Consider the following 23741-nt stretch of genomic DNA (forward strand, 5'->3'; position numbering starts at 1 on the left):
CGCTGGATCGGGCACGTCAGCCGGCACCCGGTGCCGTACGCGGTCGGCGCGGCGGGGTTGCTGCTGACCGCGACGCTGCCCGTGCTCGGCCTGCGCGTCGGCCTGCCCGACGACGGCTCACTGCCCCACAGCCGCACCGAGCGCCGGGCCTACGACCTCGTCGCCGAGGGGTTCGGCCCGGGCACCAACGGTCCCCTCGTCATCGCCGCGGACCCCACCGGTGATCCGGGAGTGCTGGACCGACTCGTCGGGGCGGTCGCGGCGGATCCGGGCATCGCATCCGTCGCGCCGACGCACATCGATCGGGCCACCGGCATCGCGACCCTCGTGGTGTTCCCGACCACCAGCCCTCAGGACAAGGCCACGGCCGACACCATCGCCCGGTTGCGCACCGACGTGCTGCCCACGGCGATCGGGGACGGCCCGGCCAGGGCCCACGTCGGCGGCGCCGCCGCGAGCCTGTCCGATGTGGGCCGACGCACCAGCCAACGCATGCCGGTGTTCGTCGCCGCCGTGCTGGCGATGTCGTTCCTGCTGCTGATGCTGGTCTTCCGCTCGATACTCGTACCGCTCAAGGCGGTACTGCTGAATCTGCTGAGCATCGGCGCGGCCTACGGCATCATGGTCGCGGTCTTCCAGTGGGGCTGGGGAGGCGCACTCATCGGGCTGGAAGCGACGGTTCCGATCGTGTCGTTCATCCCCATGTTCCTCTTCGCCATCCTGTTCGGCCTGTCGATGGACTACGAGGTGTTCCTCCTCTCCCGCGTACGCGAGGAGTACCTGCGCACCGGAGACAACGGCACGGCGATCGTCGAGGGCGTCTCGCGCACCGCCCGGATCATCACCTCGGCCGCCCTCATCATGGTGGCGGTCTTCCTGTCCTTCGCCGTCGCCGAGGACCCCTCCACCAAGATGTTCGGGCTCGGCCTGGCCACCGCGATCTTCATCGACGCCACGGTCGTACGCATGGTGCTGGTACCGGCGACCATGACACTCCTCGGCCGGACCAACTGGTGGCTGCCGAAGTGGCTGGACCGGTTGCTTCCCCGCGGCCCGGTCGGCACCGACGACACCGACGACACCGACGCGGAGTCCACGGGTGAGGCCCCGCGTCCACGGCTGGCCGACCGTTGACTCGACTCCTGCCGCCCTTGGCGTCCGGCCCCCTGGGGACAGGTGGGAGGCGATGGTTTTCGGGGTTCAAGGGGAGGCGTGGGGGGAGGCTCCCCCCGTGGAGCAATCCGAGATCATGCGGCGAGTCGTGGGCATCCTCACCGAGGCGATCGAGATGCGGCGGCAGGTCCGTGAGCATCCCGGGGACGAGGTGGCGTTGACGGGCGCCGTCTCCGCGTTGCTCACGGAGACCCTGCCCGTGATCAGGCTGCCCGCCGACGCGAGCGCCCAGGAGGCCACCGCCATCATCACCGATGCCCTGGGGCCGGCGATCGTGGGCCTCGTCAACTGTTTCTCCTACGCCTTCGTGCACCTCGCCGAGGTGCACGACGAGGGGCGGTCCGACACCACGACCGCCGACGTCCTGCGGGCCATGTCCCTGCAGTTCGCGCAGCGGGACGGTACGTGACGCGGCCGCCCCGGCCGGGTCAGCCGAACATGCCGACCTGGTAGTCGCCCGCCGGCTGGCGCAGCATGACGTTCAGCCGATTGAAGGTGTTGATGAGGGCGATGAGCGCCACCAGGGCGACGAGCTGGTTCTCCTCGAAGTGCTTGGCCGCGTTCTCCCAGACCTCGTCGGGGACGCCGCCGGCCGCGTCGGCGATGCGGGTGCCCTGCTCGGCCAGCTCCAGCGCGGCGCGCTCGGCCTCGGTGAAGACCGTGGCCTCCCGCCAGGTGGCGACCAGGTGCAGCCGCTGGGCGGTCTCCCCGGCATGCGCGGCCTCCTTGGTGTGCATGTCGAGGCAGTACCCGCAGCCGTTGATCTGGCTGGCGCGGATCCTCACCAGTTCCTGGGTGGTGACCGGCAGCCCTGTCTCGTCGACGGCCTTGCTCGCCGCGACGAGGTGCTTGACGAGCTTTCCGGCGACGGGCTGGGCGAGCAGGTTCAGACGCGCTTCCATGGCGGGCTCCTTGTGCCGTCGTATGCGGTGACAACACGAGGACGGGCCGCACCGGGTCCGATGTGACATGACGGGATGTGACCCCCGTCACACTTCCTCTCGCAGCTGCTCGGCGTGAGGGTGACCGTGCCGTTGAGGAAGCCCATGGGGTCGCCCTCGGGCCACCAGGCGGTCCAGCGGCCGTCGGCGGCGAGGTCGGTCCGGCCGTCCACCAGCGCGGCCGGATCGGCGGCCCGGTCGTGGCCCCCGGCCTCGGCGGCGCGCTGGACGCGCACGGCGAGCGCGGTGTGCCGGCGCATGCCCCGCTGGGCGTGGAGCATCACCTTGCGGGCGGTGCCGAACAGCCAGGACCTCGGCTCCTCGGGGAGTTCGCGGCGCCGGCGCCAGGCCGCGAGGAACGTCTCGCCGACGATGTCGTCGACGTTCATGGGATGGGCCCGACGGCGCACGAACCGCAGCACGTCCGCGTAGTGGGCCCGGTACACCTCCGTGAACTGGGCCTCGGTGTCGATGGGCATGGCTTCCTTTGTTCTCGCGGGTTCCGTCCCGGCCGCCCGCACGCACGGGAAAGGGCCGGGCCCCACTCCGAGGAGCAGGGACCGGCCCTGTGCCCGCCCGTGGGCGGTACGGCTGTACGGCGGTCAGTAGAGGGCGATCCTCGGGTGGACCGTGCCCTCGGCCGCCGGGGCGGTGACGGTGACGCGGTAGAGCTCCGCGAGGGTGGCACCGGCCGGCAGGGTGCGCCGCGCGGTGCTCAGGTCGGTGAAGAGGGTGCCGGTCTGGCTGCCGAGGACGACGGCCTTCCAGCAGCCTCCGGCGGTGCGGTGCTCGACCCTGACGTCCGCCGGGTCGAGGAACGGGCCGGAGTCCGGGGACTGAAGCAGGAGCTGCGGGGCGACGGTCCGGTCCGCGCCCGAGTCGTTGCGGTAGGTGAGGGTGACCTCGTGGCTCCGGCCGTCCGCGGTGAGCGGGACGGCGGTGAGGTCGACGAAGTCGACGGGTATGGCGGGTGCCTGGGAGGCCGTGGACACGGTGGAGGCGGCCCTCGGCGCGGCGGCCGCGGCGGGACCCGCCAGGGCGAGACCGGCGGCGGCCACGGCCACGGCGAGGAGGGCGATCCTGAGACGACTGTTCCTGGATGACACGTGCCTGGATCCTTCGTGCTGGTGGGGGGTTTCCAGCCGGACCACACGGGAGCCGGCCGGGGACGGTCCCAGGTTACGAAGGGATGACTGTGGACGGTAACTACCGTTGGGTAGTGGAAAGATTGAGGGGAAACTCGGCCATGACGCCACCGCTCTGGCCTTTTTACCGTCTCTTCGACTAGACATTCTCCGAACTCACACTGACCAGTGGGTTCTCAGGGGTCTCAACCGCTCAGGGGGAAGACAACCATGACCACGCATCACCACGCACCCAGACGTTCCGCACGTCTCAGAATCGTCGGGGCGGCGCTGACCGCCCTCGTCCTCGCCGGCACGGGGACGGCGACCCAGGCGATGGCCGCGCAGAACACGGAGCAGCAGCCTCAGTCGGCGTACACACCGCCGCCCGTCCCGACGTTGGCCTGGTCCGACTGCCAGGGCGGCTTCGAGTGCGCCAACGCGGACGTGCCGCTGGACTACCGGCAGCCGCAGGGCACCAAGATCACCCTCGCGGTGGTCCGCAAGAAGGCCGCCGACCAGACCAAGCGCAAGGGCACACTGTTCATGCAGCCCGGCGGTCCGGGCAACTCCGGCGTGGACTACGTCCGCAACAACTACGCGGGCCTGCCGGCCAAGCTGCGCGAGTCGTTCGACGTCTTCGGCTACGACGTCCGTGGTGTCGGCCGCAGTTCGGCGCTCACCTGCTTCGACGACGCCCGCTACACCAAGGCCGTCACCGACGCCAAGGGCGTCCCCGGCCCGGACGCCTTCGGTCCCGCGCTGAGCGAGGCCGCCGAGTTCGACGCCGCCTGCCAGACCAACTCGGGCGCGCTGCTGCCGTACGTCGGCACCGAGTACGTCGCCCGCGACATCGACCTGCTGCGCCAGGCGCTCGGCGAGGAGCAACTGACGTACTACGGCCGGTCGTTCGGCTCGTACATCGGCACGGTCTACGCCGCCATGTTCCCGAAGCGGGTGCGGGCGCTGACGCTCGACGGCGCGTACGACCCGTACAAGTACGCCCACCGGCCCTACGCCTACGACCGCGACCAGTACCTGGCGCTGGACGGCTCGATGAGCCGCTTCCTCGACTGGTGCGCCTCCGACCAGCCCGTCTGCGGCTTCGGCGACGGCGACCCGCGCGGCGCGTTCGAGCAGCTGAAGAAGGACCTCGACGCCAACCCGGTGACCACCGCGAGCGGCGGCAAGGCCAACGGCTACACCCTGGTCTACCGGCTGATGTTCAACATCAACGAGGGCAAGGTCATCTGGCCCTCGCTCGGCGCGGCGCTGAAGAAGGCGCAGGCGCGGGACAACACCTCGTTCCTGCTGCGTCCGCCGTCCCCCGCCAGCTTCGACTTCCTCGGCCCGAACGTGGTCGTCGAGTGTGTCGACAAGGACTACCCCAAGAGCCTGCACAAGCTGGAGTGGAACGTCGAGTCCAACGCGGCGGCGGCGCCGCTGCTGGGCCCGGCCATGGCGTTCGGTCCGCCGACCTACGACCACCAGCACGCCACCGCGTGCGTCCAGTGGCCCGCCGAGACGCCCAGCCGCTACGACGGCTCCTTCCGGGCCAAGGGCTCGGCACCGATCCTGGTCCTCGGCACCACCGGTGACCCGGACACCCCCTACCAGCACGCGGTCGCGCTGTCCCACCAGCTCGACAACGCGGCGCTGGTGACGTTCGAGGCCGAGGGCCACACCGCGTTCGGCCGCAGCGCCTGCGCGACCGACGCGGTGATCGACTACCTCGTCGACCTGAAGGTCCCGGCCCGCGGCACCACCTGCGCGGACGAGACGCAGCCGCCGTCCTCCACCCCGAAGACGGCCCCGCCCGGCACGACGCTCGGTGAACTCCGCAACGGCGTCAACGAGCGTGTCGACGCCCTCGGCACCGTCAAGTGACCGGCCGGCCCGTTCGATAGGCCGAGGCGATCGGTGACCCGGCACGTCCGGTGATCCGACCGGCCCGGCACGGACCCCGGGGCGCCCGCCCTTCCACGGCGAGCACCCCGGGGTCCCGCACGTCCGCGGCACGTCCGGACGATGCGGGCCGGGAGCCGGCACCGCCCAGGGGGAGGCTGGCCCGTCAGGGTCCGTCAGCCCGTCAGGGTCCGCCAGGGTCCGTCAGGGCCCACCGGGGCCGACCTGTCGGCCGTGGTCCGGGGCGATGTCCAGGTCCTCGAAGGACAGCGACTCCAGGTCGCCGTCGAAGTCGTCGGGGATCAGGGGCGGAGGGGTCGGCGCGGTGAGGGCGGGGCCGGTGAGGGACTGTTCGGTCCAGATGCACTTGCCGGTCGGGGTGTAGCGGGTGCCCCAGCGCTGGGAGAGCGCGGTGATCAGCTGCAGGCCCCGGCCGCCCTCGTCGGTGTCGCCGGCCCGGCGGATGCGGGGCATGGTGAGGCTGCCGTCGAAGACCTCGCAGACCAGCGCGGAGCCGTGCAGGAGGCGCAGCCGGACGGGCCCCTTGGCGTGGCGTACGACGTTGCCGACGAGTTCGCTGGCGAGGAGTTCGGTGGTCGGGGCCAGGTCGTCCAGGTCCCAGGCCGCGAGCTGGTCGCGGACGTGGCGGCGGGCCTGCCCGGCGGCCCTCGGGTCGTCCAGCAGCGACCAGGAAGCCATCCGGTCGCCGGTCAGGGCGTGCAGGCGGGCGACGAGGAGGGCCGCGTCGTCCGCCGCCGCGTGCTCGGCGGGCAGCAGGCCCTGCGTGAGGGTGTCGCAGAGGCGTTCCAGGTCGGCGGCGCTGCCGTCCTCGTGGGCGGTGCGCAGCAGCCGGGCCAGGTCGGCCATGCCCTCGTCGATGCCGCGTTTCGCCGACTCGACCAGGCCGTCGGTGTAGAGGACGAGCAGGCTGCCCTCGGGCACGCTCAGCTCCACCGTCTCGAACGGCGGCTCGGCCGCGCCGAGCGGCGGGTCGGCGGTCCACTCGGGGAAGCGCACGGTCCCGTCCGGGCACACCAGCGCCGGCGGCGGGTGTCCGGCGCGGACCATCGAACAGACCTGGGTGGTGGAGTCGTAGAGGGCGTACAGGCAGGTGACGTACGACTCCTCGCCCATCGTGCCGACGATGTCGTTGAGGTGGCTCATGATCTCGTCGGGGGGCAGTTCGAGGTCGGCGAGCGTGTGGACGGCCGTGCGCAGGCGGCCCATGGTGGCGGCCTCGGCCAGGCCGTGGCCCATGACGTCGCCGACGACGAGGGCGACCTGTCCGCTGGAGAGCGGGATGACGTCGTACCAGTCGCCGCCGACGTCCATGCCCTGACCGGCGGGGAGGTAGCGCGCGGCGGACTCGCAGGCGGCGAGGACCGGCAGGTCCTGGGGCAGCAGGGCGCGCTGGAGTTCACGGGACCGGGTGTGTTCGAGGTCGTAGAGGCGGGCGCGTTCCAGGGCCTGGGCGAGGAGCGCGCTGATCGCGGTCAGCAGGGTGCGTTCCTCGTCGGTGAGGCGACGCGGCCGGTCGAAGGAGACGACGCACACGCCGAAGGTGTGGTCGGAGGCGGTCAACGGCAGGAAGGCCCACGCCTGTTTGCCCGAGCGGGCGGGCAGGTCGGCGTGCTGGGGGACGTACTCGGCGAACTCCCGCGGTGAGGAGATGAAGACCGGGGTGCCGGTGTCGATGGCGTCCCAGACCGGGCCGTACCGCGTTCTGGGACGGCGGTTGACGAGGCGGATGAAGTCGTCCGCGTAGCCGACGGCGCCCACGTTGTGCGGGCGGTCGTTCTCCACGGTCTGGACGAGCAGGCCGGCGGCGGCGAACGGCGGCAGGACCCGGAGCGCGACCGCGTCGACGACGTCCTGCGAGGTGGTCGCCTTGGCGAGGGCGGTGGTCAACGCGGCGATGCGGTGGGCCCGTTCGGAGGCCGCGCGCTCGGTCTCGCGGCGCTCCTCCTCGTGCCGTCGCTTCTCGGTGACGTCGCTGAAGTAGATGGTGCGGCCGTCGGGGCCGGGGACGAGACGCAGGTGGTAGACGAGATCGGTGTCCGGTACGTGGACGTCGAACCCGGCGGGCCGCTCCTGGGCGGCGGCCTCCCGGCAGCGGCTCTCCAGGCAGGGCGTCGCGCGCACGGAGGGCAGGTCCCACAGCAGCCGCCCGCACAGCTCCTCCGCGGAGAGGCCGAGGGTGCGTTCCGCCTCCAGGTTGGCGAAGGTGATCCGCCAGGCGTCGTCGACGGCGAGGAAGCCGTCGCTCATGTGCCGCAGCGCCCGGTCGAGCGCGTCCCGCGCGGACCGCGACTCGTCGCTCTCCCAGCCGACGCCGATCATCCGGTGGGGCCGGCCGTGCTCGTCGTAGGTCGCCCGGCCGCGGGCCCGTGTCCAGCCCCAGGTGCCGTCGAGGCGCCGTACGCGGTACTCCGCCTCGTACACGCCGTGCTCGCGGATCGCCCGTTCCGCCGCGGCGAGGGTCGGGGCGAGGTCGTCCGGGTGGACGATCCGCATCCAGTTCTCTATCTGGCCGGTGAACTCGGCGGGTCTGGTGCCGTAGAGCTCCAGGGCCGCCTCGTCCCAGATCAGGTCGCCGGTGCGGATGTCCCAGTCCCAGGAGCCGAGGCTGACCTCCTTGAGCGCCTGCCGCAGCCGGTCGGCGCCGGGCTCGGGCTGCGCGGGGCCCGTCGGCGGGGGTGCCTGCGCCATGCGGTCCTCGGTCCAGTCGACGACCGCGCGCAGGAAGTCCCATTCCAGACCGGTGGGTTCGCCCCGGTCGCCGGTGAGGACGGTGAGCGCGCCTATCGTGCGGTCGCGGCCCGCGACGGGTAACGCGGCCAGGCCGGTGCCGGGCCAGGAGGGGGCAGTGGAACCCAGCGGCGACCACACTCCGCCGTCCTGATGCAGCGCGCGGGCCGGGGGCAGCGGGCCCTCCTGGTCGATGATCTCCCAGGGGCGGGTGAGCGCGGGCGGCAGGCCGGTGGACGACACCAGGCGCAGGGCCGACATGGGCCCCCGCAGATGGACCATTCCCCCGAGCGCGTCGAGTTCTCCGACCGCGTGCTGGAGCGCCAGCCGGAAGACCTCGCTCTCCGCGACACCGGGGTCCACCGTGCTGAGCAGGGCCAGCCGTGCGTTCATACGGCAGACCCTAGTGCTCTACCCACCCGTAGGGCAGCCCGCCACAGTAATTCCACAACGACTCCCCGGGTCCGCGCCCCCGCCCCAACAGGGCGGTCGACAAAGCGAGTTGACCGGCCGGCCCGCCCTCGGCGTGACCAAGATCCGCCGACGGTCGTTGGGCCGCTGCGACACAGGAAGCGGCGCCACCCGGATCTCCGGCCCGACCTCAGCAGGCGGCATGTTCAAGGCATTGAAGACGTTGGTCAAGACGTTCGTCGAGCAGTACGCGAGGAACCAGCAGCTCGAACGGGAGCTGCGGGCGCAGCGCGACGAGCAGGAGCGGCGCTGGCGGGAGGAGGACCGGGTGGTCCTGCGGGCCGCCCTCGCCGCGAACCGGGTGGCCCTCGAACAGCACAACGCCACGCTCCGGCAGGCGGCCGGCGTCTCGTACCTCACCCTGCGCTGCCACGAGGACACCTGGACCTTCCTGGCCCGTACGGCGTTCGGCGCGTGGGAGCCCGGCTGGACCCAGAGCACGCGCGACCCCTACGACCGCGTCGGGCCGACCGCGACCGGGGCGGCCCGCCTCACCACCGACCCCAACCTGCCGCCGGGCCGTATCACCAAGGCGGACGGCGGGATGCAGGACGTCCTGCTCTCCGGCCACAACCTGGTGCTGGTCCTCGACGCCCTCCGCGCGGCCACGGCCTCGGACCTCACCGCCACCGGGGCCCGGGCCCGGACGCTCTACGACCGGCTGGCCTCCTTCACCGCCAAGCTCGACCCGGCGGCGCCCACGGGCCGCACCACGGGCATCCTCTGGCGGATCGACGACAGTCTGCACAGCCAGTACGTGAGCCGTCCGCCCGGCACGGGGCGCCCCACCGCCGCGCCCCTGCTCCACAAGGTCCCCTCCCCCGCCCCGGCGGTCCGCCGTCATCCGGAGCGCAACGGCTCCCCCGTGGCGCGGACGTAGGCGGCGGGCGCCGTCGGGAACGGGAGGGTTCCGGCGAGGGGCCGGGGGACGGGCGGGGCGGGGGTCGGGCGAGGGTCAGACGGGAATCAGGCGCACTCGTCTCCGGCCGGACGGTCCTTCTTGCGGAACGTCATCTGCGGGGTTCCGTCGTTCTTGAGTTCGTCGGCGACACCATCGATGTAATTGCCGTAGGAGTAAATACGGTCGTATCCGCGGCCACGCCAGGAATCGACGACGACGACGTCGTCACGCTTTCCGGTCAGATTCCAGGTGTACGACTCGATTTTGAACACCGGATTCACGCGGACGACCCGTTTGGTGGGGCTCGCCTCGATCCAGGCGGTTTTCTGGGGGCCGATGTCGATGACGTCGTTGTTGGTCACGGAGACGGAGTTCTCGATGGCCCAGGAGTAGCTGTAGGAGGCCTCGGCGGAGACGCCGAACCAGCTGCCGATGGACGCCTCGACGCTGGTGGAGCCGCCGACGGTGTGGGAGTACGACCGGGAGGTCGCGTACTCGCGGGCCAGTTCCAGGCCGTAGCCGCTGTCCGTGCAGTTGGTGCGGGTCTCGCTGATGGGACGCCAGGCGGCCCGGTAGGTCCAGCTGGCGGCGACGGGGTACTCGCAGTGGCCCTCGAAGCGCTCCCAGCCGGGCCGGAGCGTCCACTTGCCGTCGTCCTTGTGCCATACGGGGGCCTCGCGCCAGGCGGAGCTGTCACGCAGTTCGCCGGTCGTGATGTTGACGTACCAGTCCTCGTAGCCGGTCCCGCCGTCGGCGCCGCAGACCCGCGCCATCATCTCGTCGGTGTTCCAGGGCTCCTGGCCCCGGATGTTCACGGCGCCGTTCGGACCGGCCGCGTGCGCGGGCTGGGTCGCGAGCACGCCCGCCATGGCGCCGACCAGTGCCGCGCCGACGGCCGCGGCCCGCCGCACCCGAAAACGGGAAAGGAATCCGGAACGGGACAGCGTCGATTTTTCCGTCACTGAAGTGTTCGCTCTTTTCGGGGTTCGGGGCGGGATTATCGAATAACTTCTTACCCGAGAGTAAGTACACTATCGATTTCCGGTGCTTCAACTGTCAAACGCCCAGGAGGAACAGGAAACAAAGCGGCACAACCGGACACCCGAACCAGGGAAATTCGGGCAGTGGCGACCGCGCCCGCACCGTCACGCGCGTTCCTGTTACGTTCCTGGGACACTTCCGCGGTCCCCGGAGTACAACCTTCCGCCGAATCAGGTCGTCCCCTCCGACAACAGCGCCATCCCGGCGTTGCGCCACACAGGGGGCAGCATGCGACGAATCGGAGCCATGGTCATGGCACTCGCGCTCGCGGGGACCGCGATCGCGACGGCGGCGGTCACCGCCAGTGCCGCGCCGGGGGGCGCAGGGCGGGCCGCGGCCTGCCCTACGGGCTGGGGCAGCGGCCTCAAGGGCCGCCCCGACAGCGGCACGGCGCCGCTGGCGGACATCAGGACCGGCCGCCACGACTGCTACGACCGCATCGTGTTCGACGTCCCCGAGGGCGGCGACCACCTCGGCCACTGGGTCCAGTACGTCGACCGGCTCCACCAGACCGCCTCCGGCGACGTCATCCCCGTGGACGGGGGCGCCATCCTGGAGATCCGGGTCGCCGCCCCCAGCTACGACCCCGAGACCGGCGCGGTGGCCTACCCCGGGGACGTCGCCGAACCCCTGCCCGGCGTGGACATCGCCGGCTACCGCACCTTCCGCGACACCCGCTTCGCCGGCAGCTTCGAGGGCGAGACCCAGATCGGCCTCGGCGTCCGCGCGCGCCTGCCGTTCCGGGTGCTCCAGCTCCCCGGCCGCCTGGTGGTGGACGTCGCGCACAGCTGGACGTAGGGCACGCGAGGAGTCCCCCCGGGACACGCGGGGCCCGGCGGCGGCATCGCTCCGGGCCAGGTGACTTGTAGGGTCCGGACGGTGGAGAGATCGAACAACCATGTGAACGACGGAGCCGCGGCGACGCTGCTGGACGTGCTGCTCGGGGCCGCACGGGAGACCCCCGGCCGGACCGTCGTCCACGTCCGGGGGGACGGCCGCGAGCACACGGTCACCTTCGCCGAACTCCGCGACGACGCCCTGCGCGTGGCAGGCGGCCTGAGGGCGGCGGGCGTGACGCCCGGCACCCCGTTGCCGCTGGTCGCCGACCGGGGCGACTCCTTCCAGCCGATGTTCTGGGGCGCGCTGGCGGCGGGGGCCGTACCCGTGCCGCTCGCCCCGGAGCCGCGCCGGATCGGCCCGGTGTGGGAACTCCTCGGCAGGCCGCCCGTGGTGGTGGACGAGGCCACGGCCGGCGTCGTGACCGCGATGGGCGATGGAAGCGGCGCAGCGGTCACCCAACTCCCCTGCCCCATAAGGGTGTTGAGACTCGACACACTCCGCCGGGGACGTCCGCCGCGGCACCTCCCCCGGCCGGCCCCCGGTGATGTCGCCTTCCTCCAGTTCTCCTCCGGCAGCACCGGCGCTCCCAAGGGCGTGGAACTGACCCACGCCGGCGTCCTCGCCAACATCCGCCAGATCCGTACCGCGATGGCGATCGGCCCGGACGACGTGCTCGCGACCTGGATGCCGTACTTCCACGACATGGGTCTCATCGGCACCCACCTCGTCCCCATGGCCGCGCGCCTGAAACAGATACGGATCGAGCCGCTGTCCTTCGCGAAGCGGCCCGCCCTGTGGTTCGAGGCCGTCGACCGCCACCGCGCGACCCTGCTGTCGGCCGCGAACTTCGCCCTGGCGCTCGCGGTACGCCGCGTCCCCGCCGCCGCGCTCGACGGCCTCGACCTCGGCTGCGTACGCCTGCTGCTGGTCGGCGCCGAGCCCATCGCGCCGCGCGTGTGGCGGGAGTTCACCGCCCTCACCGCTCCGGCGGGACTGGATCCGCGCGCCCCGCTGCCGGTGTACGGCCTGGCCGAGGCGACCCTCGCGGTGACCGTGCCGCCGCTGGGCGAGAGGGCTGCCCCGCTGGTGCTGGACCGGGCCGTGCTCGGCCGCGGGCGGGTGGTGGAGGCCGAGCCCGGGCCGCACGCCGTGGAGTTGATGGATCTGGGGCGTCCGGTGGCGGGCTGCGAGATACGGATCACCGGGGGTTCCGGCGCTCCCGTGGGTGATCTGCGGGTCGGGCACGTGGAGGTGCGGGGCCCGCAGCTGGGGCGCGGATACCACCGGGCGCCCGAGGCGAGCGCGGAGGCGTTCGGGGACGACGGCTGGCTGCGTACCGGGGACCTCGGCTTCCTGCGGGACGGACGGCTGTGCGTCACCGGGCGCCACAAGGACGTGGTGTTCGTCAACGGCCGTACGTTCCACGCCGCCGACCTGGAGGAGACGGTGGCCGCGACGCCGGGACTGCCGCCGGGTGCCGTGGCCGTCGTGGGCTCCACCGACCCGGCCGGTGGCGGTGAACGGGCCGTGGCCTTCGTGCAGTGGGCGCGACCCGCGCCCTCGGCCGCCGCACCCGTGCTGCGCGCCGCGGCCGGCCGGCTGCGGGAGGCCCTCGGCCACGACGACGTCCGGGTACTGCCGCTGCCGCCGGGGGCGTTCGCCCGGACCACCAGCGGGAAACTGCGCCGAGGGGTGCTCCGGACGCGCTACGAGGGCGGCGCGTACGCGGGTGTCGAGGCGCGCTGGACGGGGGCGGAGGACACGACGGCGCAGGACACGACGGCGCAGGACACGACGGCGCAGGACGCGACGGCGGACGCGGCTCACGTGGCGACGGAAGCGGCTCGCGTGGCGGCGCAGGCCGCTCATGTGGTGGCGGAGCCGGCCGCGGCGGTGGGCCGCGGGACCGGGGCGACGAGCCGGACGGCCGGCACGGGAGGGGGCGTTCCCCGTTCGCCGCGGGAGGTCCGGGAGGCCGTACGGGAGGTGTGGGCGCGGGCGCTGGAGGTGCCCGTGTCCGACGTGGGGACGCGGGAGCGGTTCTTCGACCTCGGGGGGTCCTCGCTGCGGGCGATGGCCGTACTGGGCGGGCTGGAGGACGTGTTCGGGGTGACGGTGGAGTCCGGCGCGCTGCGGGACCACGACACGGTGGCGGCACTGTCCGGCCATGTGCTGCGCCTGCTGGAGGAGGGTGGCACGCGTGGCCGCCCGACGAGTACGGATGAGCCGTCCGCCGGGGTGCCCGCGGGCGCTCCCGCTGCCGGTCCCGCCGGTGCGGTCGCCGTGCTCTCCGTCGCCTGCCGGTTCCCCGGCGCCGGGACGCCGGAAGCCTTCTGGGAGCTGCTCGCGGACGGCCGGGACACGGTCGGCGGTCTGCCCGAGGGCCGCCGGGGGGACGGGCCCCGCGCGGGCTCCTTCCTCGCCGATCCCGCCGCCTTCGACGCCGGCTTCTTCGGCATGGACGACGCGGAGGCACGGGCCACCGACCCCCAGGCGCGGATCTTCCTGGAGCTGGCCCACGAGGCACTGGAGCGCGCCGGGTACGCGGGGCCCCGCCGGGCGGGCCGCCGGATCGGGGTGTTCGCGGCCACCGGTGACAGCGGCTACCGCGAGATCCTGGCCGAGGCCGCCGACGGGGACCTCGCCCGCCACCCGGCCGCCCTCACCGGCAACCTCCCCAACCTGATCGCCGCCCGCGTCTCACAGGTGCTGGACCTGAACGGGCCCGCCCTCGCCGTCGACACGGCCTGCTCCTCCGCGCTCGTCGCCCTGCACCTCGCCCGGCGCAGCCTGCTGGCCGGCGAGTGCGACCTCGCCGTCGTCGGCGGCGTCAACCTGGGCCTCACCCCCACCGGCCACCGACTCCTCGAAGCGACGGGCGCGCTGTCGCCGAGCGGCCGGTGCCGCGCGTTCGCCGCCGAAGCGGACGGCTTCGTCCCCGGGGAGGGCGGCGCCACACTCGTCCTGGCCCGCCCGGCCGACGCCCGCACCGCCGGCGACCCGGTCCTCGCCCTCGTACGCGGCACGGCGGTCAACAACGACGGCCGCTCGCTCGGCCTCCTCGCCCCCGCCCCGCGCGGCCAGCGCGAGGTGATCGGCCGGGCGTACGAGGAGTGCGGTGTCGATCCGGCCGAGGTGTCGTACGTGGAGGCGCACGGCACGGGTACGCCGATCGGCGACCCCGTCGAGGCGCGGTCGCTCGGCCAGGCGTTCCCGCCGCGCGCCGACGGCGTCCCGCGCGGGCTCGGCTCCGTCAAGGCGAACGTCGGGCACCTCCTGAACGCGGCCGGCATGCCCGCCCTCGTCAAGGTCGTCCTCGCCCTCGTCCACCGCCGCCTCCCGCCCTCGCCCCACTCCACCCCGTCGGCCCCCTTCCTCGCCCAGGCCGCCCCCGGCTTCCGGCTGGTCACCGAGGACCAGGAGTGGACGGGGCCCGGCAGCGCGCAGGGCCGTCCGCTGACCGCCGGCGTCAACTCCTTCGGCTTCGGCGGCACCAACGCACACGCCGTGCTGGAGGAGGCGCCCCGGGAGGTGCCCGCCGCCGACGCGGTGTCCCTGGCGGACTCCGAGGGCCCGCGTCTGCTGACCCTGTCCGCACGTTCCGCCGGCGGACTGCGCGCCGCCGCCGCCGAGTTGGCCGCGTATCTGCGGGCCCACCCCGGACTCGACGAGGGTGAGGTGTGCGCAGGCGTCAACACGGCCCGGGACGAGGGACCGCACCGGCTGGCCGTGGTGACGGCGGGCGGTGACCTCGCGGAGCGGCTGGAAGCGGCCGGGGAGCACCTGGAAACGGCGGGTGAGCCGGGTACGGCGGGCCGGGCCCGGCCCCGGACGGTGTTCGTCCTGCCGGGTCAGGGTGCCCAACAAGGGGGAACCGGGCGTGAGTTGTACCGCACGGCACCCGTGTTCCGGGACGTCCTGGACGAGGTCTCCTCGCTCACCGGACCGGTGCTCGGCCGGTCCCTGGCCGCCTGGTGTCTGGACGAGGACGCCGACCCCTCCGACCTGGCGCGTACGGAGGTGACGCAGCCGCTGCTGGTCGCGTTCGGGGCGGCGCTGGCCGGGCAGCTGGCGGCGTGGGGCGTGACGCCGGACGCGGTCGTGGGGCACAGCGTCGGCGAGATCACCGCCGCGTGCGTCGCCGGGGCCCTGTCCCCGGCCGAGGCCGTCGGCTTCGCCGCCGAACGCGGGCGGCTGATGGGCGGGCTCGCCGCACCGGGTGCCATGGCGGCCGTACGGGGTGACGAGGAGACCGTCGCCGCCGTGCTCGCCGCGTCGGACGGCACGCTCTGCGTGGCCGCCGTCAACTCACCGACGCAGGTGGTGCTGGCGGGCGCGACGGAGGCCGTCGACCGGGCGGTGACGGTCCTCGCGGCCCGTGGTGTGGCCGTCCGCCGCCTCCGCGTCTCGCACGCCTTCCACTCGCCGCTGCTGACCCCCGTGCTCGATCCGCTCCACCACGCGGCGAAGGCCCTGACCGTCCACCGGGCCGGCGTTCCGATGCTGAGCACGGTCACCGGCCGGTGGAACCCCGACCTCACCCCCGGCTCCGGCTCCGGGCCTGACTTTGGCGCCGGCTCCGGCTACTGGCGTGAGCACGCGATCCGTCCCGTCCGCTTCGCTGCCGCCGTCGCCCGGCTCCTCGACGAGGGGTACGACACGTTCGTCGAACTCGGCCCCGGTGCGACCCTCTCCGCGCCGGTCCGCGCGACCGCCGCCGCCCGGCCCGGTGTCACCCCCTCCGACGTCACGGTCCTGCCCGCGCTGCCCGCGATGGCGGGGGCGGGGGCCCTGCTGGAGACGGTCGGCAGGCTCTGGACCCGTGGTGTCCCGCTGGACCCGGCGGCTCCGGCCTCCCCGGTCCGGCGTACGGCACGACGTCGGGTACCTGTCCCCCCGTACCCCTTCCAGCGCGGCCACCACTGGCCCGAACACCTCGTCACGGCGCCCGAGTCCGGTACAGCCACCCCTGCGACGGGGCCCGTGGTCCGGCCCCTCCTCTGGCGCGACGCCCCGCTCACCGCCGCTCCGGGCCCCACCCCGCGGGTCGTCCGCCCGGCCGGCGCCGACACCCCTCTCCGCCGGGCCCTCACCGACCGGCTCACCGCGCGCGGAGTCACCGTGCGGGGACCGGCGGAGGGCGCGGAGACGGGCGCCGCCCCGGAGACCGTGCTGTGGTTCGCCCCCACCGGGGGACCGGGGGCGGCGGCGGAGGCCGTCGAGACCGCCGTCCCCGCCCTGCGGGACGTACTGTCCTCGCTCGGCTCGGGCCCCGCCCGTCTGCTGCTGATCACGGAGAACGCGTACACGACCGGCGGAATCGGCACCGACACCGCCGCCACCCCCCCTTCCCACCCCTGCCCCCGCCCCGCACAGGCCCTCCCGCACGGCTTCGCCCTGGCCCTCCCCGAGGAACATCCGGGGCTCTCCTCCCTGGGCGTCGACCTGTGCGCCGGAGATTCGCTCGACGTCCAACTCGTCGCGCTGGAAGAGGAGTTGAGCGCCAGCAGCGCCCCCGGCGGAGGCGGTACCGTCGCCCGGCGCGCGGGCCGCCGACTCGCCCGTACGGCCGTCGCCCCCGCCGCGCCGGTGCCCCCCGCACCGCTCCCCCCGGACGGCACGTACCTGATCACCGGCGGCGCGGGCGGTCTCGGCTCCGCGCTCGCCCGGGACCTGGCGGAACGCGGCACCCCCACCCTGGTCCTCACCGGCCGCACGGCCACTCCGCCCCGCGCCCTGCTCGCCGACCTGCGCGCCCTCGGCGCCGACGCCCGCTACCGGGCCGCCGACATCACCGACGCGTCCGCCGTCGACGCACTGGTCGCCGAACTGCCCTCTCTGGACGTGGTGTTCCACGCGGCGGGTACGGCCCGTCCCGGCAGCCTGCGCGGCAAGCCCGACGACGAGATCGAGGCCGTCCTCGCGGCGAAGGTACGCGGCACCGCCCTCCTCGCCGAGGCACTGCGCCGGCACGGCCGGGAGGACGTCGTGTGCGTCGTCCTCTCGTCGGTCTCCGCCGTGCTGCCCGGACTCGCGGGCGCCCTCGGCGACTACGCCGCCGCCAACTCGTTCCTCGACGCCTTCGCCGGTGCCGAACGCGCCGCGGGCCGCCCCTGGCAGAGCATCGCTCTGGGCCCCGTCACCGACACGGGCCTCGCGAGCGGCACGACCCCGCACACCCGCCTCCGGGACCACGGCCTCGCGCCGATGACCGTACGGGCCGCCCTGGCGGGTCTCCACTCGGCCGTCGGCCTGGACGCGGCACACGTCCTGGTGGCGGCCCCGGACACCGCGGCCCCCGGACATGGCGAGGGCCGCCCTGACGAGGGCCGAAGGCCCTTGAGGAGCGCGGAGAACCGCGCGACCGGCCACGACGAACCCGCGGCCGCCGAGAAACAGCCCCTGCCGAGCCCTCACACGCCCACAAGCACCGGCACTCCCGCCCCCGCAATCTCCCAGGTCACCACGCTCATACGCCGCCTCCTCGCGGAGGCCCTGCACCGCCCCCCGCAGGAGATCGACGACGACACGCAGTTCCTCGCCCTCGGCCTGGACTCCCTGACCGCCGTCGACCTCGCCCGCCGCCTGGAACGCGAACTCGGCCGCCCCCTCCCGGCCACCCTCCTCTTCGAACACCGCACCCTCGGCGAACTGGCCACCCACCTGGCCACCACCCCACCGCCGCACACAGCGACCCAGCCGTCGACGCGGCCACCGACCCCGGCGTCCGCTGCGGCACCCGCCCCGACGCCGGACGTCACCCCGGAGGCCACCCAGCCCCTCACCCCCCTCCAACTCGCCTTCCACACCACCGAGACCCTCCACGAGGGCATCACCGCCTACGGCTACCTGCGCCAGAGCGTCCGCGGCCCGCTCGACCCCGCGCTCCTCGGCCGGGCGTTCGCGCTCCTCGCCGCCCGCCACCCCCTGCTGCGGCTGCGGTTCACCGGGGACGACGGCGCGCGCCCCCGCCAGTACGCCGCCCCCGCCGGGCCCGTGGACACGGCACCCGGCTGGTTCGAGGTACGGGAGCCGCTCGACCTCCGGCAGCTGGAACACGACCTGTGCAACCGCCCGTTCGACCTGACGACACAGGACCCGGTCCGGGCCGTCCTCGTCCCCGACCGCGGCGACGCGCGCCTCGCGCACCTGCTGTTGGTCGTCCACCACGCCGCCGCCGACGGCTTCAGCCTCAAGCTGCTCGCCGAGGAACTCTGGTCGCTCTACACGTCCCTGGAGCGCGGGGACGACCTCTCCTGCCTCCCGCCGCCCCAGGGCCGGTTCGCCGACTACGCGGCCGCCGTGGACGCCGAGCGCCGGTCGCCGGCGTACGCGCGGGACCAGCGGTACTGGCGCGACCGCCTGGCCACGCACACCGTCCCCTCCCCCGCCCTCCCGTACGACGGCGACCCCGAGGCTCCCCCCGCACCGCCCCTCACCCACCACCGCACCGGCATCGACGAGGCGCTGACCGCCGCGCTCCGCGAGACCGCCGCCCGGCACGGGGTCTCGTTGTTCCATCTGCTGCTGGCGGTGTACGGGCGCTGTCTGGCGCGGTGGAGCGGGCGGCGGGCCGTCGCGGTGAACGTGGCGCGGGCCCGGCGGGAGCTGCCGGTCTGGGGCATCGACGCCCTGGTGGGGCCGCTGGCCGACACGCTGCCGGTGTTCGTGGACGTCGACCCCGACGAACCGGTCACCGGGCTCGCCGACCGGCTGCGGCGGATCTGGGCCGAGGCCGAGGCGCACGCGACCCCGAGCAGCACCGACCTGGCCCGGCTGCTGTCCGGGCTGCGGCCCGCCACGGGCCCGGCACCGCGCACGGCGGCCGAGGCGGGCTTCAGCTTCGCCCGCTTCCCGGTGGTCCACGGCCCCGACTGGCCCGTCACCGTCACCCCGACGGCCGCGGCCACGGCCTCCGCAGCCACCCGGCTCGGCCTGCTCTGCTGGGAGGCCGACGCCGCCCTGTGCCTGTCGTGGAACCACCCGGCCCGCCTCTTCCGCCCCGAGACCGTACGCCGCCTCGCCGAGGAGTACGTCGCCGAACTGCGCGCCGCCGTCGCGGACCCCGCCGCGGCCCCGGCCGCGGTGACCGGCGACGGCATCGTGGACCGCCTCCGCGCCCGGTTCCGCGCCACACCCCTGTCCGTCGCCGTCGACACCGGCGACGGGACCACGCTCACCTACGCGGCCCTCGACACCGCCTCCGCCGCCCTCGCCACCCGGCTGCGCGCCCACGGCGTACGCCCCGGCGACCTGGTCGGACTCCTCACCGAACCGGGCGGCACGGCCACGGTCACCGGAGTCGTCGGCATCCTGCGCGCGGGCGCCGGCTGGGTACCGCTGGACGCGACCCACCCGAGCGCCCGGCACCGGGACCAGGTGTCCCGCACGGGCGTGCGCGTCCTGGTCCACGACCGGGCGACCCGGGAGACGGCCGCCGCCCTGGACGGCGTCACGGCGGTCCCGGTGGTGCCCGAGCCGTCGCCGCCCGACACCCCGTTCCCGGCGACGGCCGAGGTTCCCGCACCCTCCGCCCCGCGCGCGCCCTCCCCCTCCCCGGACGCCATCGCGTACGTCATCTTCACCTCCGGCTCGACGGGCCGCCCCAAGGCCGTCCCCATCACCCACCGGTCGATGACGAACTACCTCGACTGGTCCCTGGACACCTTCGGCTACGGCCCCGGCGACCGGCTCGCGCAGACGGCGTCCGTCTGTTTCGACGCCTCCGTACGGCAGTTGCTGGCCCCGCTGCTGGCCGGCGCCACCGTGCACACCCTCTCCCGTGACCTGTTGCGCGACCCCGAGGCCCTCCTCGACCGCGTCGTGGCCGGCCGGATCACGGTGTGGAGCTCGGTCCCCACCCTGTGGGAACGCCTGCTGACCGCCGCCGAGGACCGCCTCCGGCGGCACGGCACGGCCCCCGATCTCTCCGCACTGCGCTGGGTCCACGTGGGCGGCGAAGCTCTGCCCGCCGCACATGTACGCCGCTGGTTCGACCTCCTCGGCACCCCCGCCGGTGACAGCTCGCGCCCCGCGCACGCGCCCCGGATCGCCAACCTCTACGGCCCGACCGAAGCCACCATCAACGCGACCTGCCACCTCATCGACACCCGCCCCGGCGACGACGTACGCCACCTCCCCATCGGCCGCCCGATCGCCGGCACCGAACTGGCCGTGATCGGCGAGGACGGGCACGAGTGCGCCCCCGGCGAGCCCGGCGAGCTGCTCATCGCCGGCACCGGACTCACCCCCGGCTACCTGGGCGAGCCCGGCCTCACGGCCGCCGCCTTCACCGAACGGGACGGCCGCCGCTGGTACCGCAGCGGCGACCGCGTCCGGCGCGGGGCCGACGGGGTGCTGGAGTTCCTGGGCCGGCTCGACGACCAGGTCAAGGTCCGCGGCCACCGCGTCGAACTCGGTGAGATCGAGGCCGCCCTGCTCACCCACCCGGGCACGGCCCGCGCGGCCGTACTGCTGCGCGAGGGACGGCTGGAGGCGTACGTCGAGCCGAGGACCGGCACCTCCCCGCTCGACCCCCGTGAGGTGCGCGCCTTCCTCTCCCGCGCCCTCCCCCCGTACATGCTCCCCGCCCGCGTCCACGCCCTCCCGGCCCTCCCCCTGACCGGCACGGGGAAGATAGACCGCAACCGCCTGGCTCCGCGCGGCCCGGCGGCCACGGAACTCCCCGCTTCGGCGGCCGAGTTGCCGTACGCGGCTCCCTCGACCCCCACCGAACACCTGCTGGCACGCGTCTGGTCCGCGCTGCTGGACGTGCCGGAGTCCCGGATATCCCGGCAGGACGACTTCTTCGCGCTCGGCGGTGACTCCCTCACCGTGCTGGAACTGTTCGCCCGCCTGCGCCACGAGCGCCCCGCCCTGCCCCGCCCGACCGCCGTCTACACCCACCGCACCCTGACCGCCCTGGCGGCGGCCATCGACGCCACCACCGCGGGGGCCGCGCCCACCGGCGTCCGCGAGAACCGTCGGCCCGAGCACGACCTCACCCCCTACCCCCTCACCCCGTCCCAACAGGGCTTCCTCCTCGCCGACGCCCTCGCCTCCGGCACTCCCGGCGGCCCCGGGGCGCCCGGCGCCGACCCCGCCTGGCTGGCCCGTTTCCGGGTCCGCGGGCCCCTGGACCCGGACCTCCTGCAGCGTTCCGTCGACGTGCTCGTGGCCCGCCACCCCATGCTCCGCACGGTCTTCCCGGCCGGCGCCCGCCCGCCCGTGCAGCAGGAACTCCCGCCCTCGCTGCGGCTCCCCGTACGGACGGAGACCCTGGCCCACCCGGGTCTCCTGGAGGAGCGGGCCGCCGAGGAGGCCGGCCGCCGGTTCGAGACCTGGGCCTGGCCCCTGCTGCGGCTGCGCCTGCTCACCGTGGCGCCGGACGACCACGTGCTCCTCGTCCACGCCCACCACCTCATCGGCGACGGCTACAGCGCGGCCCTCCTGACCCGCGAACTCCTCACCGTGTACGGCCGCTTCGCGCGCGGCCTCCCCCACGGCCTGGAGCCCCTGGAGTCCACCTTCCGCGACCACGCGCTGCACCGCGCGGCACCCCGGCCGCCCCTGACCCCGGAGGGGGAGGCGTACCGCGCCCGGCACCTCGCCCCCTACTCCCCGCCGGTCCTGCGCGCGCCGCACCAGGACGGCACCACCCCCGCCTTCCACACCGCCGCCTTCGCTCTGGACGCCGCCCGCACCCGCGCCCTGCGCCGCCTCGCCGAGGCCGCGGGCACGACGCTCCACGCCCCGGTCCTCACCGGCTACTACCGTGCCCTCACCGCCCTCACCGGCCGCCGCGACCTGGTACTCGGTCTGGCCGTCACCGGCAGGGACGAGACCGTCCGGGACGCGCACCGCGTCTTCGGCCCGTTCGCCGAGGCGGTGGCCGTGCGCCCGGCGCTGCCGTCCGACGGCAGCGCCGGCGACGGCGGCTTCGACGCGGACCTCCACCGGGTCGCCGCGGAGTCGGTCGCGGCCCGTACCGCCGGTCCCCTGGATCTCCGTACGCCCCAGGGCCTGCCCCGTACCGCCCAGTTCTTCTTCACCTTCCTCGACTTCACCGCCCTCGGCACCCCGCCCGACACCGCCCTGACCCTCCGGGCCGACGACACCGGGACGGAACTCGCGCCGCCGCCCGTGGGCACCGACGTCTTCCTGGCCGTACGCCCCGCCCCGACCGACGACACCGACCACGGGAAGGGCGACGGCGACGGCCTGCGCGTCACGGTCCGCGTATCGGCGGCCGCCCTCGCGCGCGAGCAACTGGACGACTTCACCAGGGAGTTGCGGCGCCAGCTGGAGCAGGCACCGCGTACGGGGAGCACCTCACCCACCAGGACCGCCGTCGCCGCTCCGCCCCTCGACGCGGCCCTGGTCGGCTACCTCCCGGCCCCGCGGCAACTGGCCGCCTACGCCGGGCTCGCCCCGGACACCGCACCCGGCCGCGAGGCGATCCGCGCCCTGCTCTTCCCGGACGGCCGCCCCAGGCTCCTGGAGAGCGTCAGCACGCCCCTCGGCAGATCCGGCTTCGTCTCGCTGCCGCTGTTCGCCGACGAACTGACCGGCCCGCCGCCCACCGGCGGCCCGGCCACCCTCGCCGCCCTGACCGCGCGCGCCGTGGACCACGCCGCGTCCCTGGGCGCCCGCTGCGTCTCCCTGGCCGGCATGATCCCGGCCCTCACCGGCTACGGCTACGACGTCCTGCGCGAGGCCTCCCCGGCCGCGGGCACCACCCTCACCACCGGCCACGCCACCACGACCGTCGCCGTCGTCAGAACCGTCCGCGCGGCGCTCGCGGCGACCGGCCGGGACCTGGCCGGGCTCACCCTCGCCGTCGTCGGCTGCGGCTCCATCGGCACGTCGTCCCTGCGGCTGCTCCTCACCCTGAGCCCCCGCCCGCCGGCCCGGCTCCTGCTCTGTGACGTGCCCGGCAGCGCCCCCCGCCTGCGGCGGCTCGCCGCCGAACTTCTCGCCGGCCATCCCGCCCTGTCCGTACGGGTCGTCGAGCCGGCCGGCCCCACCGCCCTGCCCGCCGAGGTCTACGGGACGGCCGACGTCATCGTCACCGCCGTCAGCGGCGGCCCGACGGCCCTGCTGGACATCGACCGGCTGCGCCCCGGCACGATCGTGGTGGACGACTCCTTCCCGCACTGCTTCGACACCGGGCGGGCCCTGGACCGGATGCGCAGCGAGCGGGACGTCCTGATCGTCGGGGGCGGGCTGCTGGCGCTGGACTCCACCGAGACCCGGCTGTCACCGGACCTCCCGGCCGCCGCCCTCACCGGCCACGCCGCCACCGGCCGGGCGGGGCAGCACCTCGCGCTCCACCTCCCCGGCACCCTCGCCTCCTGCCGCCTGGAATCCCTCCTGCACGCCCATCTCGCCGACCCGGCATCCGGTACGGAACTGCCCCTGGTCCACGGCCTGGTCGACCTCCCCCGCGCCCTCGCCCACTGGGACGCCGCCGAGGCCGCCGGCGTCCGCACCGCCCCGCTCCACCTCCTCGACCACACCGTCCCGCCGGAGGCCCTGCGCGCCCTGCCCCCGCCCCCGGCCCGGTGACCGCGGCCCGCCCGGCACCACGGGGCTCCC

Annotated in this window: 11 protein-coding genes; 6 read left to right on the forward strand and 5 right to left on the reverse strand. The window is 74.5% G+C overall.

Features of this window, described 5'->3' with window-relative positions:
* Both ACFU5F_RS32350 and ACFU5F_RS32355 read left to right on the forward strand, forming a co-directional pair.
* On the forward strand, positions 1-1134 hold a 1134-nt coding region (locus ACFU5F_RS32350; protein ID WP_383894985.1), incomplete at its 5' end, for an MMPL family transporter.
* Positions 1135-1231: 97 nt separating this feature from the next.
* A complete protein-coding gene (locus ACFU5F_RS32355) occupies positions 1232-1582 on the forward strand; it encodes a hypothetical protein (protein WP_383894988.1) in 351 nt (116 codons plus the stop codon).
* Positions 1583-1601: 19 nt separating this feature from the next.
* On the opposite strand, the gene ACFU5F_RS32360 is transcribed toward ACFU5F_RS32355, so the two are convergent.
* From ACFU5F_RS32360 to ACFU5F_RS32370, 3 genes are all read right to left on the reverse strand, one after another.
* On the reverse strand, positions 1602-2075 hold the full coding sequence (locus ACFU5F_RS32360) for a carboxymuconolactone decarboxylase family protein (RefSeq protein WP_383894991.1): 474 nt from the start codon (positions 2073-2075) through the stop codon (positions 1602-1604).
* Positions 2060-2593 carry an RNA polymerase sigma factor gene (locus ACFU5F_RS32365; RefSeq protein ID WP_383894994.1) on the reverse strand — a complete coding sequence of 178 codons (534 nt, stop codon included), beginning with the start codon at positions 2591-2593 and terminating at the stop codon, positions 2060-2062. The genes ACFU5F_RS32360 and ACFU5F_RS32365 overlap by 16 nt, the downstream gene beginning before the upstream one ends.
* A 123-nt stretch (positions 2594-2716) precedes the next feature.
* Complete coding sequence (locus ACFU5F_RS32370; protein ID WP_383894997.1) at positions 2717-3220, reverse strand: signal peptide protein; 504 nt, start codon at positions 3218-3220, stop codon at positions 2717-2719.
* A gap of 249 nt (positions 3221-3469) precedes the next feature.
* Between ACFU5F_RS32370 and ACFU5F_RS32375 the strand changes: the two genes are divergently transcribed.
* Positions 3470-5125, forward strand: coding sequence for an alpha/beta hydrolase (locus tag ACFU5F_RS32375; RefSeq protein WP_383895000.1), 1656 nt, complete (start codon positions 3470-3472; stop codon positions 5123-5125).
* Positions 5126-5347: 222 nt separating this feature from the next.
* Here the strand turns inward: ACFU5F_RS32375 and ACFU5F_RS32380 are convergent, their stop codons facing one another.
* On the reverse strand, positions 5348-8284 hold the full coding sequence (locus ACFU5F_RS32380) for a SpoIIE family protein phosphatase (RefSeq protein WP_383895003.1): 2937 nt from the start codon (positions 8282-8284) through the stop codon (positions 5348-5350).
* A gap of 220 nt (positions 8285-8504) precedes the next feature.
* Here ACFU5F_RS32380 and ACFU5F_RS32385 point away from each other — a divergent pair, with 220 nt between their 5' ends.
* Positions 8505-9242, forward strand: coding sequence for a hypothetical protein (locus ACFU5F_RS32385; RefSeq protein WP_383895006.1), 738 nt, complete (start codon positions 8505-8507; stop codon positions 9240-9242).
* An 86-nt stretch (positions 9243-9328) separates the two neighbouring features.
* Here the strand turns inward: ACFU5F_RS32385 and ACFU5F_RS32390 are convergent, their stop codons facing one another.
* The gene (locus ACFU5F_RS32390) at positions 9329-10174 is read right to left on the reverse strand and encodes a hypothetical protein (protein WP_383895008.1); all 846 of its coding nucleotides are present in this window, start codon (positions 10172-10174) and stop codon (positions 9329-9331) included.
* 358 nt (positions 10175-10532) lie between these two features.
* Between ACFU5F_RS32390 and ACFU5F_RS32395 the strand changes: the two genes are divergently transcribed.
* Positions 10533-11102 (forward strand): hypothetical protein, encoded by a 570-nt coding sequence (locus ACFU5F_RS32395; RefSeq protein WP_383895011.1) that lies wholly within the window; start codon positions 10533-10535, stop codon positions 11100-11102.
* Between the two features lie 81 nt (positions 11103-11183).
* Entirely contained in the window at positions 11184-23711 is a 12528-nt protein-coding gene (locus tag ACFU5F_RS32400; protein ID WP_383895014.1) for an amino acid adenylation domain-containing protein, read from the forward strand.
* Positions 23712-23741 lie beyond the last annotated feature (30 nt).

This window comes from Streptomyces sp. NPDC057438, from assembly GCF_042802995.1.
Taxonomy (GTDB): domain Bacteria; phylum Actinomycetota; class Actinomycetes; order Streptomycetales; family Streptomycetaceae; genus Streptomyces.

Coding starts and splice junctions, on each gene's coding strand:
- ACFU5F_RS32360 (WP_383894991.1), bottom strand. CDS start 2,075: ATGGAAGCGCGTCTGAACCTGCTCGCCCAGCCCGTCGCCGGAAAGCTC.
- ACFU5F_RS32365 (WP_383894994.1), bottom strand. CDS start 2,593: ATGCCCATCGACACCGAGGCCCAGTTCACGGAGGTGTACCGGGCCCAC.
- ACFU5F_RS32375 (WP_383895000.1), top strand. CDS start 3,470: ATGACCACGCATCACCACGCACCCAGACGTTCCGCACGTCTCAGAATC.
- ACFU5F_RS32380 (WP_383895003.1), bottom strand. CDS start 8,284: ATGAACGCACGGCTGGCCCTGCTCAGCACGGTGGACCCCGGTGTCGCG.
- ACFU5F_RS32385 (WP_383895006.1), top strand. CDS start 8,505: ATGTTCAAGGCATTGAAGACGTTGGTCAAGACGTTCGTCGAGCAGTAC.
- ACFU5F_RS32395 (WP_383895011.1), top strand. CDS start 10,533: ATGCGACGAATCGGAGCCATGGTCATGGCACTCGCGCTCGCGGGGACC.